The sequence below is a fragment of the Pseudomonas sp. SJZ078 genome (genome assembly GCF_007828255.1).
GTDB lineage: Bacteria > Pseudomonadota > Gammaproteobacteria > Pseudomonadales > Pseudomonadaceae > Aquipseudomonas.
In genome coordinates this window covers 210,179-225,671 of the sequence record NZ_VIUG01000004.1, presented here as the reverse complement: position 1 = coordinate 225,671, position 15,493 = coordinate 210,179, and the positions used below count along the sequence as shown (strand labels likewise).

General features: G+C 60.2%; 17 protein-coding genes. 12 read left to right on the top strand and 5 right to left on the bottom strand.

What is annotated here, in order from left to right:
* Positions 1 to 38: 38 nt before the first annotated feature.
* Positions 39 to 1,133, bottom strand: a complete 1,095-nt coding sequence (apbC, locus tag FBY02_RS06375; protein ID WP_144924805.1) for an iron-sulfur cluster carrier protein ApbC — start codon at positions 1,131 to 1,133, stop codon at positions 39 to 41.
* A gap of 305 nt (positions 1,134 to 1,438) precedes the next feature.
* On the opposite strand from apbC, the gene metG reads away from it, so the two are divergent.
* From metG to FBY02_RS06335, 8 genes are all read left to right on the top strand, one after another.
* Complete coding sequence (metG, locus tag FBY02_RS06370) at positions 1,439 to 3,484, top strand: methionine--tRNA ligase (RefSeq protein ID WP_144924802.1); 2,046 nt, start codon at positions 1,439 to 1,441, stop codon at positions 3,482 to 3,484.
* A gap of 117 nt (positions 3,485 to 3,601) precedes the next feature.
* The gene (locus FBY02_RS06365; RefSeq protein WP_144924800.1) at positions 3,602 to 4,174 is read left to right on the top strand and encodes an Rnf-Nqr domain containing protein; all 573 of its coding nucleotides are present in this window, start codon (positions 3,602 to 3,604) and stop codon (positions 4,172 to 4,174) included.
* Positions 4,171 to 5,184 (top strand): electron transport complex subunit RsxB, encoded by a 1,014-nt coding sequence (gene rsxB, locus FBY02_RS06360; RefSeq protein WP_144924797.1) that lies wholly within the window; start codon positions 4,171 to 4,173, stop codon positions 5,182 to 5,184. Before FBY02_RS06365 ends, rsxB begins: the two co-directional genes overlap by 4 nt.
* Positions 5,171 to 6,157, top strand: a complete 987-nt coding sequence (locus FBY02_RS06355; RefSeq protein ID WP_144924794.1) for an RnfABCDGE type electron transport complex subunit D — start codon at positions 5,171 to 5,173, stop codon at positions 6,155 to 6,157. Before rsxB ends, FBY02_RS06355 begins: the two co-directional genes overlap by 14 nt.
* A complete protein-coding gene (locus tag FBY02_RS06350) occupies positions 6,154 to 6,768 on the top strand; it encodes an RnfABCDGE type electron transport complex subunit G (protein ID WP_144924792.1) in 615 nt (204 codons plus the stop codon). The genes FBY02_RS06355 and FBY02_RS06350 overlap by 4 nt, the downstream gene beginning before the upstream one ends.
* A complete protein-coding gene (locus FBY02_RS06345; protein ID WP_144924789.1) occupies positions 6,761 to 7,291 on the top strand; it encodes an Rnf-Nqr domain containing protein in 531 nt (176 codons plus the stop codon). Before FBY02_RS06350 ends, FBY02_RS06345 begins: the two co-directional genes overlap by 8 nt.
* A complete protein-coding gene (gene nth, locus FBY02_RS06340; RefSeq protein WP_144924786.1) occupies positions 7,288 to 7,926 on the top strand; it encodes an endonuclease III in 639 nt (212 codons plus the stop codon). Before FBY02_RS06345 ends, nth begins: the two co-directional genes overlap by 4 nt.
* 107 nt (positions 7,927 to 8,033) lie before the next feature.
* Positions 8,034 to 8,213 (top strand): PA3496 family putative envelope integrity protein, encoded by a 180-nt coding sequence (locus tag FBY02_RS06335; protein WP_144924783.1) that lies wholly within the window; start codon positions 8,034 to 8,036, stop codon positions 8,211 to 8,213.
* A 54-nt stretch (positions 8,214 to 8,267) separates the two neighbouring features.
* Here the strand turns inward: FBY02_RS06335 and FBY02_RS06330 are convergent, their stop codons facing one another.
* Positions 8,268 to 8,894 (bottom strand): response regulator transcription factor, encoded by a 627-nt coding sequence (locus FBY02_RS06330; RefSeq protein ID WP_024779512.1) that lies wholly within the window; start codon positions 8,892 to 8,894, stop codon positions 8,268 to 8,270.
* Positions 8,895 to 9,368: 474 nt separating this feature from the next.
* Between FBY02_RS06330 and FBY02_RS28310 the strand changes: the two genes are divergently transcribed.
* Positions 9,369 to 9,860 carry a hypothetical protein gene (locus FBY02_RS28310; protein WP_144924780.1) on the top strand — a complete coding sequence of 164 codons (492 nt, stop codon included), beginning with the start codon at positions 9,369 to 9,371 and terminating at the stop codon, positions 9,858 to 9,860.
* 93 nt (positions 9,861 to 9,953) lie between these two features.
* Here FBY02_RS28310 and FBY02_RS06320 read toward each other — a convergent pair whose 3' ends face one another.
* Both FBY02_RS06320 and FBY02_RS06315 read right to left on the bottom strand, forming a co-directional pair.
* Positions 9,954 to 11,171, bottom strand: coding sequence for an argininosuccinate synthase (locus tag FBY02_RS06320; protein ID WP_024779511.1), 1,218 nt, complete (start codon positions 11,169 to 11,171; stop codon positions 9,954 to 9,956).
* Positions 11,172 to 11,299: 128 nt separating this feature from the next.
* Complete coding sequence (locus FBY02_RS06315) at positions 11,300 to 12,325, bottom strand: OmpA family protein (RefSeq protein WP_144924778.1); 1,026 nt, start codon at positions 12,323 to 12,325, stop codon at positions 11,300 to 11,302.
* 190 nt (positions 12,326 to 12,515) lie between these two features.
* Here FBY02_RS06315 and pyrC point away from each other — a divergent pair, with 190 nt between their 5' ends.
* On the top strand, positions 12,516 to 13,562 hold the full coding sequence (pyrC, locus tag FBY02_RS06310; protein ID WP_144924775.1) for a dihydroorotase: 1,047 nt from the start codon (positions 12,516 to 12,518) through the stop codon (positions 13,560 to 13,562).
* Positions 13,559 to 14,236: a ribonuclease T gene (gene rnt, locus FBY02_RS06305; protein WP_144924772.1), complete on the top strand. Its 678-nt coding sequence runs from the start codon at positions 13,559 to 13,561 to the stop codon at positions 14,234 to 14,236. The genes pyrC and rnt overlap by 4 nt, the downstream gene beginning before the upstream one ends.
* 132 nt (positions 14,237 to 14,368) lie before the next feature.
* Here the strand turns inward: rnt and FBY02_RS06300 are convergent, their stop codons facing one another.
* Positions 14,369 to 14,971 carry a peroxiredoxin gene (locus FBY02_RS06300; RefSeq protein ID WP_144924769.1) on the bottom strand — a complete coding sequence of 201 codons (603 nt, stop codon included), beginning with the start codon at positions 14,969 to 14,971 and terminating at the stop codon, positions 14,369 to 14,371.
* Between the two features lie 296 nt (positions 14,972 to 15,267).
* Between FBY02_RS06300 and FBY02_RS06295 the strand changes: the two genes are divergently transcribed.
* On the top strand, positions 15,268 to 15,486 hold the full coding sequence (locus FBY02_RS06295; protein WP_041020240.1) for a bacterioferritin-associated ferredoxin: 219 nt from the start codon (positions 15,268 to 15,270) through the stop codon (positions 15,484 to 15,486).
* Positions 15,487 to 15,493: the final 7 nt, after the last annotated feature.

The window sequence follows — 15,493 nt, the reverse complement described above, 5'->3', positions numbered from 1 at the left end:
TCGCGAGCAAGCCCGCTCCCACAAGGGCCAGCGTGCGATCAATCGTCGCTGACAGTAATGTTCGGCATCGCCGGTGCAGCCGCTTCCTGCAACACGATCCGCGCGCCCACATGACGGGCCAGTTCCTGATAGACCATGGCGATCTGGCTGTCCGGCTCGGCGATCACCGTCGGCTTGCCGTTGTCCGCCTGTTCGCGGATCAGCATCGACAGCGGCAGCGAAGCCAGCAATTCGACGCCGTACTGGGTGGCCAGTTTTTCCCCGCCGCCTTCGCCGAACAGATGTTCAGCGTGCCCGCAGTTCGAACAGATGTGCACCGCCATGTTTTCCACCACGCCCAGCACCGGGATGTTCACCTTGCGGAACATCTCCACACCCTTGCGGGCGTCCAGCAAGGCCAGGTCCTGGGGCGTGGTGACGATCACCGCACCGGCCACCGGGACCTTCTGCGCGAGGGTCAACTGGATATCGCCAGTGCCGGGCGGCATGTCGATCACCAGGTAATCCAGGTCGCCCCAGGCGGTCTGTGTCACCAGTTGCAGCAAGGCACCGGACACCATCGGCCCGCGCCAGACCATCGGCGTGTTGTCGTCGGTCAGGAAGGCCATGGACATGACCTCCACGCCATGGGACTGGATCGGCACGAACCACTTCTGGTCTTTGACCTGCGGCCGGGTGCCCTCGGCGATGCCGAACATGATGCCCTGGCTCGGGCCGTAGATGTCCGCGTCGAGCATCCCGACCTTCGCCCCTTCACGGGCCAGGGCCAGGGCCAGGTTGGCGGCGGTGGTGGACTTGCCCACACCACCCTTGCCCGAAGCCACGGCGATCACGTTCTTGACGTTCGCCAATCCCGGCACCTGTGCCTGGGCCTTGTGCGGGGCGATCACGCTGGTGACATCGACTTTGGCGCTGGTCACACCGTCCAGGGCCTCGATGGCCATCTGCAGCATCTGCGCCCAACCGCTCTTGAACAGATCGGCGGCATAGCCGATTTCCAACTGGACACTGACACGCTCACCCTGGATATCGATAGCGCGCACGCATCCGGCGCTGACCGGGTCCTGGTTCAGGTAGGGGTCGGTGTATTGGCGAAGGACGGCTTCCACCGTTGCGCGATTGACGGCGCTCATGGGCAACTCCGATAACAGGGCTAGAAAAACAGGTCGCTATCCTAGACCCGATTACCAGCATGTGAATACTTTTGTGGCGAGGGGATTTATCCCCGCTGGGGTGCGAAGCAGCCCCCCAGTCCACCCAACCGGATCAGTCTGGCACACCGAGTCGGCTGATTTCCGGGCTGCTTCGCAGCCCAGCAGGGATAAATCCCCTCGCCACAGTTCACACTTTAACCCTCCCGAAACAGGCCCGAAGGGTGAAAAAAAGCCGCCAGCGCTTTATAGTGGCCGACCTCCGTTTCATCAAGTAGCCGAGCCCCATGTCCGAGCCACGCAAGATTCTCGTCACCAGCGCCCTGCCCTATGCCAATGGTTCGATTCACCTCGGCCATATGCTGGAATACATCCAGACCGATATGTGGACGCGCTTCCAGAAACATCGCGGCAACCAGTGCATCTATGTCTGCGCCGACGACGCCCACGGTTCGGCCATCATGCTGCGCGCGGAAAAGGAAGGCATCACCCCGGAACAACTGATCGCCAACGTCCAGGCCGAGCACAGCGCCGACTTTGCCGAGTTCCTGGTGGACTTCGACAACTTCCACTCCACTCACGCCGAAGAAAACCGTGAGCTGTCGAGCCAGATCTACCTGAAGCTGCGTGACGCCGGGCACATCGCCACTCGTTCGGTCACCCAGTATTTCGACCCGGAAAAGAACATGTTCCTGGCCGACCGCTTCATCAAGGGCACCTGCCCGAAATGCGGAACCGAAGACCAATACGGCGACAACTGCGAAAAATGCGGCGCCACCTACGCACCAACCGACCTGAAAGACCCGAAATCGGCGATTTCCGGCGCCACCCCGGTGCTCAGGGACTCCCAGCATTTCTTCTTCAAGCTGCCGGATTTCCAAGAGATGCTGCAAACCTGGACCCGCAGCGGCACGTTGCACGACGCGGTGGCCAACAAACTCGCCGAATGGCTCGACTCGGGCCTGCAGGAGTGGGACATTTCCCGCGATGCGCCGTACTTCGGCTTCGAAATCCCCGGCGAGCCCGGCAAGTATTTCTACGTGTGGCTGGATGCGCCCATCGGCTACATGGCGAGCTTCAAGAACCTTTGCGATCGCACGCCTGGGCTGGACTTCGACGCGTTCTGGGGCAAGGATTCCACTGCCGAGGTGTATCACTTCATCGGCAAGGACATCGTCAACTTCCACGCGCTGTTCTGGCCCGCCATGCTCGAAGGCGCCGGTTTCCGCAAGCCGACCGGCATCAACGTCCACGGCTACCTGACCGTCAATGGCCAGAAGATGTCCAAGTCCCGCGGCACCTTCATCAAGGCCCGGACCTACCTGGACCACCTGTCGCCGGAATACCTGCGCTACTACTACGCGGCCAAGCTCGGCCGCGGCGTCGACGACCTCGACCTGAACCTCGAAGACTTCGTGCAGAAGGTCAACTCCGACCTGGTGGGCAAGGTCGTCAACATTGCCAGCCGTTGCGCCGGGTTCATTCATAAGGGCAACGCCGGGGTCCTGGTCGCCGGTAACGCCGCGCCGGAACTGACCGACGCTTTCCTGGCGGCGGCACCCAGCATCGCCGATGCCTACGAGAGCCGCGACTTTGCCCGTGCCATGCGCGAAATCATGGCCCTGGCCGACCGCGCCAATGCCTGGATCGCCGACAAGGCCCCGTGGTCGCTGGCCAAGCAGGAAGGCAAGCAGGACGAAGTCCAGGCCATCTGCGCCTTGGGCATCAACCTGTTCCGCCAGTTGGTGATCTTCCTCAAGCCGGTGCTGCCGTTGCTGGCCGCTGATGCCGAAGCGTTCCTGAACGTCGCGCCGCTGACCTGGAACGACCACCAGACACTGCTGAGCAACCATCAGTTGAACGCGTTCAAGCCATTGATGACCCGTATCGATGCCACCAAGGTCCAAGCCATGATCGACGCCTCCAAGGAAGACTTGGCCGCCAGCCAGACCGACACCGGCGGCCCGACCGGCAACGGCGAGTTGACCAAGGATCCGTTGTCGCCGGAAATCGACTTCGACGCTTTCGCTGCCGTTGACCTGCGCGTGGCGCTGATCGTCAAGGCCGAAGCCGTCGAAGGGGCCGACAAGCTGCTGCGCCTGACCCTGGACATCGGCGATGAGCAACGCAACGTGTTCTCCGGTATCAAGAGTGCCTACCCGGACCCGGCCAAGCTCGAAGGCCGGTTGACGATGATGATCGCCAACCTCAAGCCGCGCAAAATGCGCTTCGGCATCTCTGAAGGTATGGTGATGGCGGCGGGCCCAGGCGGCGAGGAAATCTACCTGCTGAGCCCCGACAGCGGCGCCAAGCCGGGTCAGCGGATCAAGTAAAGCGGCTGTACGTTGCACCGATCCCACAGACGCTTTGCAAGCGGCTGTGGGATTTTCATATCTGGCCTGCCGGATAATGCCTAATCTTGTAACAGGTTCTTTGTCGCCCAATAGCTCATGTCCGACCTCCTTCTCACATTGCTCGGCACCGCCCTGATCAACAACCTGGTGTTGCATTGGCCGCTGGGCGTCGATCCGCTGCTGAAGGCTGGCGGAAGACGGCAGGTCCATGCCCTGGGCCTGGCCTCGACATGCCTGATGCCGATGGTCGGCACCCTGGGTTACCTGATCGACCACTGGCTGCTGATGCCGGCAGGCCTGACGTCGCTGCGCCTGTTCGCCTGGCTGCCCCTGAGCGTCCTGCTGATCAGGCCGTTACTGCGCCTGCTGGCACGTTGGCTGCCGACACTGCCGTTCAAGGGATTGTGGCCACTGTTGCTTGGCAACGCCGGCATACTGGGTGTCACGCTGCTCAATAGCCTGGACGATCAGGGGCAGGCCCACGCCATTGCCTTGAGCCTGGGTGCCGGACTGGGCTTCTGGCTGGTGTTGAGCCTGTTCGACGATTTGCGCCAGCGCACCCTCGATAATGATATTCCCCTACCCTTTCGAGGCCTGCCTGTTCAGTTGATTGCCGCCGGTTTGATGGCGGTGGCGTTCCTTGGATTACGCGGGCTGGTCAAGACATGAACCTGATTCAACGTATCGATGCCCTGCTACCGCAAACCCAATGCGGCAAGTGCGGTCACCCGGGGTGCAAGCCCTACGCCGAAGGCATCGCCGAGGGCGAACCGATCAACAAATGCCCACCCGGTGCAAGCGAAACCATCGCCGCCCTGGCCGACCTGCTGAAAATACCGGTACTGGAACTCGATACCAGCCGCGGCTCGGCCCCGGCACAAATAGCCTTCATCCGTGAGGCCGAATGCATCGGCTGCACCAAGTGCATCCAGGCCTGCCCGGTGGACGCGATTGTCGGCGCGGCAAAGCTGATGCACACCGTTCTCATCGACGAATGCACGGGCTGCGATCTCTGCGTGGCCCCCTGCCCGGTCGACTGCATTGAAATGCGGCCCCTGCCTCCGACAACCGTGGTGCCGGTTGTCGGAGGCCTGGCCTTCAGTCCCGAGGAACACCAGGCCCGTACCGCCAAGCGCAACCATGCCCGGCGACGCTTCGAACAACGCACTGCGCGTTTACTTCGCGAGGAAGAGCAGCGTCAGGCGGAGCGCCTGGCCCGAACCCAGCATGCCGCCAAATCCCAAGCCCAGCCCCAGACCAGCGATCCGGTGCAAGCCGCACTGGAACGGGTGCGCGCGCAAAAAGCCGCCAGCGCCGACGCCGCGCTGAAAAAGGCCAAGGTCGACCTGGCCATGAGCCGGGCACAATTGAATAAATCCTTGAAGGCATTCGGCCATCCGCCGACGTTTGAGCAGCAGTCGCAACTGATCCTGCTGCAACGCCAGTACGAAGCAGCGGAGCAGGCCTTGGCGCAATTGGAAAACACCGCGCTACCCACCCCAACAGCCCCTGCACCGGCGCAGGATGCCGAACTGAAGCGGGCGAAGATTCAACTGGCGATGCGGCGCGCGGAGCTCAGCAAAGCCCGGGCTGCGGCAGCCCCGGACGCAGACGTACAGGCGTTGGAACAAGCGGTCAAAAACGCCGAACGCCAGGTGGACGCTCATGCCACTTCCTGAGGCCCCGGAGGAGCGGCTGCGGCAAGCGATGATGCGCGTGCTGTTGGCCACGCTACCCGGCGTGCTGGTACTGATGTGGTTCTATGGCTGGGGCATAATCCTCAACCTGTTGCTGTCCGGGATCACCGCATTGGCGGTCGAAGCACTGGTGCTGCGCTTGCGGCATCGACCGCTCAAAGCCGAACTGAGCGACGGCAGCGCGCTGGTCAGCGCCACATTGCTGGCCCTGGCCTTGCCGGCCTATTGTCCATGGTGGCTGACGGTTACTGCGGCCGCCTGCGCCTTGTTGTTCGGCAAGCACCTGTGGGGCGGCGTCGGCAACAACCCGTTCAACCCGGCCATGCTCGGTTACGCCCTGATGCTGGTGGCATTCCCCGTCCACATGAGTCAATGGCCAATGCCCCATGGCGTCGGCTTGCTTGAAGGCCTGCAACAGGTGGTTGGCATTCATCCCAGCCCCGATGCCTGGGCCGGCGCGACAGCGTTGGACAGCCTGCGTATTAACAAAAGCCTGACCATTGATGAGTTGTTCGCCAGCCATCCGGCGTTCGGACGTTTTGGCGGTCGCGGGGTCGAATGGATCAACCTGGCGTTCCTGGCGGGCGGTCTGTTTCTGCTGCAACAACGCGTGTTCAGTTGGCATGCGCCAGTAGGCATGCTGGCCGGCCTGTTCACCATCAGTCTGTTGTGCTGGAACGGCTCGGGCTCGGACTCCCATGGCTCTCCACTGTTTCATCTGCTGACAGGGGCAACCCTGCTGGGAGCGTTTTTCATCGTGACCGAACCGGTCTCGGGGCCCAAGGCGCCGCTCGCTCGCCTGCTGTTCGGCGCAGGCGTGGGACTGCTGGTCTATCTGATCCGCATCTGGGGTGGCTATCCGGACGGCGTGGCCTTTGCGGTGCTGCTGATGAACCTCGGGGTGCCGGCGCTGGAGCGTTTCGTCGAGGCACGGCAGGGACGGCCAGCACCATGAGAAATAATCCCGGCGGTCTTGCCCTCCTGACGCTGTTGACCGTTCTCGGTCTCGGCGCCACTTACCTCATGCAAATCGGCACTGCCGAGCGCATCGAGGTCCAGCAACAGACCCTCGCGAACAGAGCCCTGCTCGAGGTCTTGCCCACCAACCTGTACGACAACCAGCCATTGGCACAACCGGTGTTGACGGAGCCGGTCCCCCTGGCCCATAGCACGCTGCTGGGCGGTTACCTCGCGACCCATGCCGGCCAACCCGCCGCTGTGCTGTTACGCAGCCAGGCGTTGGGCTACGAAGGCAGCATCGAACTGCTGATCGCCATCGACCCGTCGGGCCATCTGCTGGGTGTGAAAACCCTGCGCCAAGCCGAAACACCGGGATTGGGGGCGGCCATTGCCAGTTGGCCGAACGCCTGGCTGCAGAGTTTCACCGGTAAATCCCGCGGGGCTCCCAACGACAGCGGTTGGGCGTTGAAAAAGGACCAGGGGCAATTCGATCAACTGGCCGGCGCAACGGTGACCTCCCGGGCGGTGCTCCAGGCCGTACACGATGCGCTGCGCTATTTCGACGAACACAAGGCACCGTTGACCGGAGGCGTTGCCCATGAATAAACAATCACTGACCCGCGGCCTGCTGCTCGTGCCTTTGGTCGGCGCCAGCAACTCATTGATCAATGCGCTGGGCCTGTGGGCGGCATGGACGTTGATCAGCGGCGGCCACGGCTTGGCAATGGGCCTCGTGCGGCCGCGCCTGAGCGCCTATCAGCGCTTGCTGACCTCTGTCATCCTGGCCGCTATCCTGACCGCCTGCGCCAGCCTGGTCGTGCAGGGCTGGTGGCTGGAATGGTACCGGCCGTTGAACCTTTACATCGGCTGGATAGCCTTGAGCTGCGTGGCGCAGGAACACGACCGCTCATTCATCGAGCCGCGCCTGCCCGGCTATCTCACGCTGACGGGACTGTTTGGCCTGTTGATGCTCGGCATGGGCGCGCTGCGCGAACTGATCGGCAAGGGCACGCCATTGGCCTTGATTGCCCCCGGAGGATTCCTGCTGCTCGGCCTGTTGCTGGCGGCCTACCAGGCTTGGATGCTTGCCCAAACCCAATCACCCCGCGAGGAAACGCCGCGCCCATGAACGCCGCAAAACGCCTGGAAATATTTCGTCGCTTTCACGAAGACAATCCCGAGCCGAAAACCGAACTGGCCTACTCCTCGCCGTTCGAGTTGTTGATCGCAGTGATCCTCTCGGCACAGTCCACCGATGTCGGCGTCAACAAGGCCACGGCCAAGCTGTTTCCGGTGGCCAACACCCCAGAGGCAATCCATGCCCTGGGTGTCGAGGGGCTATCGGAGTACATCAAGACCATCGGCCTGTTCAACAGCAAAGCAAAGAACGTGATCGAAACCTGCCGCCTGCTGATCGAGCGTCATGGCAGTGTCGTTCCCCAGACCCGCGAGGCGCTGGAAGCCCTTCCCGGCGTAGGCCGCAAGACCGCCAACGTGGTCCTCAATACTGCATTCCGCCAGTTGACCATGGCCGTGGACACCCACATTTTCCGGGTCAGCAACCGCACCGGCCTGGCGCCGGGCAAGAACGTGGTGGAAGTGGAGAAGAAGCTGATGAAGTTCGTGCCCAAGGAGTACCTTCTCGACTCCCATCACTGGCTGATCCTGCATGGGCGCTACGTCTGCCTGGCACGCAAGCCCCGCTGCGGCAGTTGTCGGATCGAAGACCTGTGCGAATACAAGGACAAGACCTCTGACGATTGAGCCGTTATTGCCTTTATGGATTCATCGATTGAAAAAATCTTTTTTACCCGCTCGTGGTTTATCGATATAAGGTGCCCCAAAGGCAGTCTTAGCCTGGAGTCGAACCCATGAGTACTGGCAAAGAACAACTGGATGTAGAAGACGATTTCATCGCCGTTGAAACTGAAGACGCCGAACCGGTGGTGGAAGTGCCCAAGACCAACCTGAGCAAGCGTCGCACCATCGACAACCTGCTGGAAGACCGTCGCCTGCAGAAGCAGCTGGCCGAGTACGACTTTGACCTCTGACACGTAAAAGCCTCCCTGGTGGAGGCTTTTTACTGAGTACGCGTGACCGAAACCTCACACCAACCCGTTACGCTGTGCCAGCTCGATCAGGTCGACCAGCGAACGGGCATTGAGCTTCAACAACAAGCGGGTCTTGTAGGTACTGACGGTCTTGTTGCTCAAGAACATCCCGTCTGCAATTTCCTTGTTGGTTTTTCCGCGAGCCAGTTGTTGCAGCACCATCATTTCTCGTCCAGACAAGCGATCCACCATATCGGACTCGCTGGCATTACCCAGACTCGAACGCACCGTGTGCAACGCCTGGTTGGGAAAATAGCTGTAGCCGGAGAGTACCGCCTTTATCGCACTCAACAATTCCGTGAGATCCTGTTGCTTGCATACATATCCGGCCGCCCCCGTCTGCATGCATCGCATCGAAAAATGCCCGGGTGCCTGGGAAGTCAGCACCAGCACTTTCAACGGTGAAGGGTTGGCGGTCAGACGCGCAATGACCTCCAATCCATCCAACTTCGGAATACCAATATCCAGGATGACAATATCAGGGGCTTGCTCCCGGGCAAGTTGTAACGCATCGACGCCGTTATCCGTTTCGGCAATAACTTCATAACCATGACGCTCCATCAGTAAACGTACAGCAAGACGAATGACGGGATGATCATCGACGATCAGCACTTTATTCATGGGCAAATCCAACTTCGCTGTTCGAATTTTTAGAGCAGGCACAATAGCCTAGTCATTTCTACCTTGGCATGCCGCGCCCCCTGGCCGCCCACACCGAAAGACGCAACCTACAGGCAACACAGAAAATTCCTACAAATTCCCGTAGAAATAATGTGTCATGAATAGGTCAGCAGAACCCGAGGAGCGCTTCCTTGGTTCCCGCGCTCCTATGAACAGCGTGGCTTTGACCCTAGGAAACCACTCTTTTTACATGAGGACAGGCACTCGGCCGCTCATAAAAAGTAACCGATTTATTTATCCATAAATCAAATTTCCTCCCACCCAAGCAACAGAATTCATATAAAAGATCAGGACCACCTCATATAACTATTACTAGAAGACGTCTCCTTTTCGTCATTCAACGCCTTGACCTCAACCCTTTTCAAACTTTACTCAACTTAAACTACCGAACTGGATCACCCATGAGCATTCATCATGAACAGACCTTTGAAAACCATTGCAAACCCCATGACCCTCATCGCTATATTCGCAACTTTATCCGAAACCTCCGCAGCGATTTCCCTGCCGTTTCTGGATGCTCAGGATCGTAAATATTATTTGTGGTTCCTGATCAGTTTTCCTTTTTATCTGTTGCTTCTTTTTTTCGTCACGCTCAATTTCAATTATCGCTCGTTATATTCCCCTTCGGACTTTCGCAAGAACAAACACTTCGTCAAGACCATGGATGAGCCGACGTGCCGCGGTAGACGTATGTTCCGTCGGCCCCACAAGATGAAAAAATGGCGGGGGCGCCTTCAGCGAGCAAAGCACGATCCACGGTGCCTGGTCTTTCTGGTGTATAGCCCGTCGGAGCGGCTGATCGAAATCAACCGGGCAAAACGTTCGAGACAGGCGAAGGAGCGTGCAGAGATCGTCGTGTACGTCATGTTCGACCACGACAGGGCCGACATTGTGCCGGACGGATAAACGATCAGGAGGAAGTGCCGCAATGGGGCGCAGCACAGGCTGGGAAGGAAAAAAACGGCCTGCTCAAGGCAGGCCGTTTTCACATCGGCAAGGTCAGAACAGCTTGCGACCCTTGTTCGCCGCGATACGCATGCGCAGGGCATTGAGCTTGATGAACCCGGCCGCGTCAGCCTGGTTGTAGGCGCCACCGTCCTCTTCGAAAGTCGCGATGTTGGCGTCGAACAGCGAATCGTCGGACTTGCGCCCGGTCACGATCACGTTGCCCTTGTACAGCTTCAGGCGTACGACACCGTTCACATTGACCTGGGAAGCGTCGATCATCTGTTGCAGCATCAGGCGCTCAGGGCTCCACCAGTAGCCGGTGTAGATCAGGCTGGCGTACTTGGGCATCAGCTCGTCCTTGAGGTGCGCCACTTCGCGGTCCAGGGTGATCGATTCGATTGCCCGGTGGGCGCGCAGCATGATGGTGCCGCCCGGGGTTTCGTAGCAACCACGGGACTTCATGCCGACGTAACGGTTCTCGACGATGTCCAGACGACCGATGCCGTGTTCGCCACCAATGCGGTTCAGGGTCGCCAGCACCGTGGCCGGGCTCATTTCCACGCCGTCCAGTGCAACGATATCGCCGTTGCGATAGGTCAGTTCCAGGTATTGCGGGGTGTCCGGGGCCTTTTCCGGGGAAACGGTCCAGCGCCACATGTCTTCTTCGTGCTCGGTCCAGGTATCTTCCAGCACGCCGCCTTCATAGGAGATGTGCAGCAGGTTGGCATCCATCGAGTACGGGGATTTCTTCTTGCCGTGACGCTCGATCGGGATCGCATGCTTCTCGGCGTAATCCATCAGTTTTTCACGGGACAGCAGGTCCCATTCGCGCCACGGGGCAATGACTTTCACGCCGGGCTTGAGGGCATAGGCGCCCAATTCGAAACGCACCTGGTCGTTGCCTTTACCGGTAGCGCCATGGGAAATGGCGTCGGCGCCGGTTTCGTTGGCGATTTCGATCAGGCGCTTGGCGATCAGCGGACGGGCGATGGAGGTACCGAGCAGGTACTCGCCTTCGTAAACGGTGTTGGCACGGAACATCGGGAACACGAAGTCGCGGACGAACTCTTCGCGCAGGTCATCGATGTAGATCTCTTTGACGCCCATGGCCTGAGCCTTGGCGCGTGCAGGCTCGACTTCCTCGCCTTGTCCCAGGTCAGCGGTGAAAGTCACCACTTCACAGTTATAAGTATCCTGCAGCCACTTGAGGATCACCGAAGTGTCCAGGCCGCCGGAATACGCCAGAACGACCTTGTTTACGTCCGCCATGCCATCACTCCACGGGTTGTACGGAAAGCCGTGAAGTCTAACGTCCAGCGCAGATAATTTACAGAGGCGCGACAGCTTATGACGACGAAGCGACAGATTATGTCGACCGCGCGACGATCAACATTTGATCAGGATGTGCGCGCTGTCGCCGGAACGGGGCTCGGGGCCGTTGTCTTGCCCGGCGCGACCGCAGGTGCCGGGGCTTTGGCGGGTGCAGCGGTTGGTGCCGGAACCTTGGCTGGAGCCGCAGCGGGCGCAGGAGGCGCTGGCTGAGAGGCTGGTTGAGGAGCCGGAGTTTCGGAGGGAGACACACGTGACAGCTGGACGACCACACGACGGTTCTTGGCCCGGTTGGCGGCGTTGGTGTTGGGCACCAGGGGATAGCGCTCGCCATGGAAGCGCACGGTGATCTGCGACTCCTGGAAGCCATTGGCCTTGAAGAAATCCTGGACCGCCAGGGCCCGGCGACGTGACAGCTCACGATTGGTCAAGCGATTACCACTGTTGTCGGAGTGGCCATCAAGCTCGACATGATTGACGCTCGGGTCGGCCTTGATGAAGTCGAGCATGACCTGCAATTGAGCCTTGGCGTGCGCGTCGAGCTCGACCTCTTCGCCGGGGAAGCCGATCTGGGTCTGCTTCACTTGCTCGAAATTCTTGGGCAACAGTTTTGCCACACAGCCCTGATAGTCGCTGAAGGCCTTGTTGAAGCGCACGGGCAGCAGCCGGACTTCCGACACCCGCCCGTCCTCGGTATTGCGACGCACCACCGGGCTACGGCCCTCCATCAACCCGCTGATCAAACGCCCCGCCTGGACCTGGGAGCTATTGAACAGTACATCGCCACTGCCGATCCTGACCGAACCCAAGTTGATGTCGCCCCGTCCCGGTTGCCATGGCGCAGCCGCCGCCAGCAAGGTGGCCGATCCGCCGCCCTGCATCGGGTTATAGGTCTTGAGGCGGAACGTGGCCTGCTCGCCCGCCCGGCGCACGAATTCGCCGCTGCCGAAATCGGTGATCGGCTGGCTTAGCCGGCACTCGAACTTGTCACCTTCGACCGTCCACTCAATGCTCTCCAGACGGGTCTGGAAAGTGAGCGCCATGGCAGGAAGGCTGGCAAACACACTGAGCAAGGCTAGATAACGCTGGCGCACGGGAGGCTCCACTGGCTTTTGTACGAAATTCGGTACTCGCTGGGAGTATGACGCCGCCCGAGACACCGCACGGATTCGGTTCATACCTGAAGGAGCTATCGGTCACTTGCGGCAAAACTTGATAGCGGGTGCCTGTATCGGTCTTTTCCGGTAGCATTCCCCAGAGTTTGACCCGCCTGGAAGCCCCCCAATGTCCGACCGCCTGACCCTGCTGCGTCCCGACGACTGGCATATTCATCTTCGCGATGGTGCTGTGTTGACCCATACCGTCGCTGATGTCGCGCGCACCTTCGGGCGCGCAATCATCATGCCTAACCTGGTTCCACCCGTGCGCAATGCCAGCGAGGCCGACGGCTATCGTCAGCGTATCCTCGCCGCACGCCCGGCCGGCAGCCGCTTCGAACCGTTGATGGTGCTTTACCTCACCGACCGTACCCAGCCCGAAGAGATTCGCGACGCCAAGGCCAGCGGCTTCGTCCACGCTGCCAAGCTGTACCCTGCCGGCGCCACGACGAACTCGGACTCCGGCGTCACCAGCATCGACAAGATCTTCCCGGCGCTGGAGGCCATGGCGGAAGTCGGCATGCCCTTGCTGATCCACGGTGAAGTCACCCGCGGCGATGTCGACGTATTCGATCGCGAGAAAATCTTCATCGACGAGCACATGCGCCGTGTCGTGGAGCGCTTCCCGACACTCAAGGTCGTATTCGAGCACATCACCACCGGCGATGCCGTGCAATTCGTCAACGAGGCCCCGGCCAACGTCGGCGCTACCATCACTGCGCATCACTTGCTGTACAACCGCAACCACATGCTGGTGGGCGGGATCCGGCCTCACTTCTATTGCCTGCCGATCCTCAAGCGCAACACCCACCAGGAAGCCTTGCTCGATGCCGCCACCAGCGGCAGCGCCAAGTTCTTCCTCGGCACGGACTCGGCGCCCCACGCCCGCCATGCCAAGGAAGCCGCCTGCGGTTGCGCCGGTTGCTACACCGCCTATGCCGCCATCGAGATGTACGCCGAAGCGTTCGAACAACGCAACGCACTGGACAAGCTCGAAGGCTTTGCCAGCCTCCATGGCCCAGGTTTCTACGGCCTGCCGGTGAACACCGATCGCATTACCCTGGTCCGCGACGAATGGACCGCCCCCGCCAGCCTGCCGTTCGGCGAACAGACTGTCATCCCGCTGCGCGCCGGTGAAAAACTGCGCTGGCGCCTGCTGGAGGAAAACGCGTGAGTGAAGAGCATTTCGATGACGAACTGGACGGTAACAGCGGTTCAAGCGGCACTCGCCATCCCATGGCTGCCCGGTTCCGCGGTTACCTGCCGGTCGTGGTCGACGTAGAGACCGGCGGCTTCAACTCCGCCACCGATGCGTTGCTGGAAATCGCCGCGACCACCATCGGCATGGACGAAAAAGGCTTCGTGCTCCCCGACCACACCTATTTCTTTCGCGTCGAACCCTTCGAAGGCGCCAACATCGAAGCCGCGGCCCTGGAATTCACCGGCATCAAGCTCGATCACCCGTTGCGCATGGCCGTCAGCGAGGAAACGGCCCTGACCGACATCTTCCGCGGTGTGCGCAAGGCACTGAAGGCCAACGGTTGCAAACGCGCGATCCTGGTCGGGCACAACAGCAGCTTCGACCTCGGTTTCCTCAACGCGGCCGTCGCCCGCCTGGACATGAAGCGCAACCCGTTCCATCCGTTCTCCAGCTTCGATACCGCCACCTTGGCCGGCCTGGCGTACGGCCAGACGGTGTTGGCCAAGGCTTGCCAAGCGGCCGACATCGATTTCGACGGCCGCGAGGCTCACTCGGCCCGCTACGACACCGAGAAAACCGCCGAGCTGTTCTGCGGGATCGTCAACCGCTGGAAGGAGATGGGTGGCTGGCAGGATTTCGACGATTGAAATAGGCCCCTGTGCTGGGGGATGTATCTGTGGCGAGGGAATTTATCCCCTCGCCACAAGTACTGCGTTTCAGTTTGAAACGCCCATAAAAAAACCGGCCCATCGAGGCCGGTTTTTTTATGCCAGGTTCGCTTACAGATTGTCGCCGTGCTCACCCAGGTAAGCAGCAACGCCTTCAGGCGAAGCGGTCATGCCCTTGTCGCCTTTTTTCCAGTTGGCAGGGCAGACTTCGCCGTGCTCTTCGTGGAATTGCAGGGCGTCGACCAGACGGATCAGCTCTTCCATGTTACGACCCAATGGCAAGTCGTTGACGATCTGCGAACGAACCACGCCTTTGTCGTCGATCAGGAATGCACCACGGAACGCTACGCCACCTTCGGACTCGACATCATAGGCCTTGGCGATTTCGTGCTTCATGTCGGCAGCCATGGTGTATTTCACCTGGCCGATGCCGCCGCCGTTGATCGGCGTGTTGCGCCAGGCGTTGTGGGTAAAGTGGGAGTCGATGGAAACGGCAATCACTTCAACGTTGCGCGCCTTGAAGTCGTCCATGCGGTGGTCCAGGGCGATCAGCTCGGACGGGCAGACGAAGGTGAAGTCCAGCGGATAGAAGAACACCAGGCCGTATTTGCCTTTGATGGCCGAGGACAGGGTGAAGCTGTCGACGATTTCGCCATTGCCAAGAACGGCAGGAACGGTGAAGTCAGGGGCTTGCTTGCCTACGAGTACGCTCATTGGATATCTCCTGGTGTAGTAACGTGAAAATTCAAGGTTCACATCAGCCTGCCACCCTCCGGCGACAGCCCTGTGACACGAACCTGCTTGCAAGGACCGACCATCATACACCGCGCATTTGGACTGTCCTCAACGGTTTTTTGGCGTTATCGAAAAATCGCCAGGGTGCCACTAAAAAACCGTTCGTCAGCCCGACGCCGCTCTAATCCAGGCATTTCAGAAACCACTTTGACAATCATTCTCGTTAACATTAAGATCCGTCTCAATTGAGTCACAACCAGCGACGGTTCTCACTTATGTATGTATGCCTCTGCACTGGCGTCACCGACGGGCAAATCCGCGAAGCGATCTATGAGGGTTGCTGCAGCTATCGCGAAGTCCGTCAGGCCACCGGCGTAGCCAGCCAATGCGGCAAATGCGCCTGCCTGGCCAAGGAAGTGGTTCGCGAAACCCTCGCCAAAGTGCAAACGGCACAGGCATCGATCCCCTTCCCCGTGGAATTTACCGCCGCTTGATAAACAG

Excerpts from the sequence above, each read along its gene's own strand:
- nth (WP_144924786.1), top strand. The coding sequence starts at position 7,288 with ATGAACGCCGCAAAACGCCTGGAAATATTTCGTCGCTTTCACGAAGAC.
- FBY02_RS06365 (WP_144924800.1), top strand. The coding sequence starts at position 3,602 with ATGTCCGACCTCCTTCTCACATTGCTCGGCACCGCCCTGATCAACAAC.
- FBY02_RS06330 (WP_024779512.1), bottom strand. The coding sequence starts at position 8,894 with ATGAATAAAGTGCTGATCGTCGATGATCATCCCGTCATTCGTCTTGCT.
- FBY02_RS06345 (WP_144924789.1), top strand. The coding sequence starts at position 6,761 with ATGAATAAACAATCACTGACCCGCGGCCTGCTGCTCGTGCCTTTGGTC.
- FBY02_RS06335 (WP_144924783.1), top strand. The coding sequence starts at position 8,034 with ATGAGTACTGGCAAAGAACAACTGGATGTAGAAGACGATTTCATCGCC.
- FBY02_RS28310 (WP_144924780.1), top strand. The coding sequence starts at position 9,369 with ATGAACAGACCTTTGAAAACCATTGCAAACCCCATGACCCTCATCGCT.
- FBY02_RS06300 (WP_144924769.1), bottom strand. The coding sequence starts at position 14,971 with ATGAGCGTACTCGTAGGCAAGCAAGCCCCTGACTTCACCGTTCCTGCC.
- rsxB (WP_144924797.1), top strand. The coding sequence starts at position 4,171 with ATGAACCTGATTCAACGTATCGATGCCCTGCTACCGCAAACCCAATGC.
- FBY02_RS06295 (WP_041020240.1), top strand. The coding sequence starts at position 15,268 with ATGTATGTATGCCTCTGCACTGGCGTCACCGACGGGCAAATCCGCGAA.
- FBY02_RS06350 (WP_144924792.1), top strand. The coding sequence starts at position 6,154 with ATGAGAAATAATCCCGGCGGTCTTGCCCTCCTGACGCTGTTGACCGTT.
- FBY02_RS06355 (WP_144924794.1), top strand. The coding sequence starts at position 5,171 with ATGCCACTTCCTGAGGCCCCGGAGGAGCGGCTGCGGCAAGCGATGATG.
- apbC (WP_144924805.1), bottom strand. The coding sequence starts at position 1,133 with ATGAGCGCCGTCAATCGCGCAACGGTGGAAGCCGTCCTTCGCCAATAC.
- metG (WP_144924802.1), top strand. The coding sequence starts at position 1,439 with ATGTCCGAGCCACGCAAGATTCTCGTCACCAGCGCCCTGCCCTATGCC.
- FBY02_RS06320 (WP_024779511.1), bottom strand. The coding sequence starts at position 11,171 with ATGGCGGACGTAAACAAGGTCGTTCTGGCGTATTCCGGCGGCCTGGAC.
- pyrC (WP_144924775.1), top strand. The coding sequence starts at position 12,516 with ATGTCCGACCGCCTGACCCTGCTGCGTCCCGACGACTGGCATATTCAT.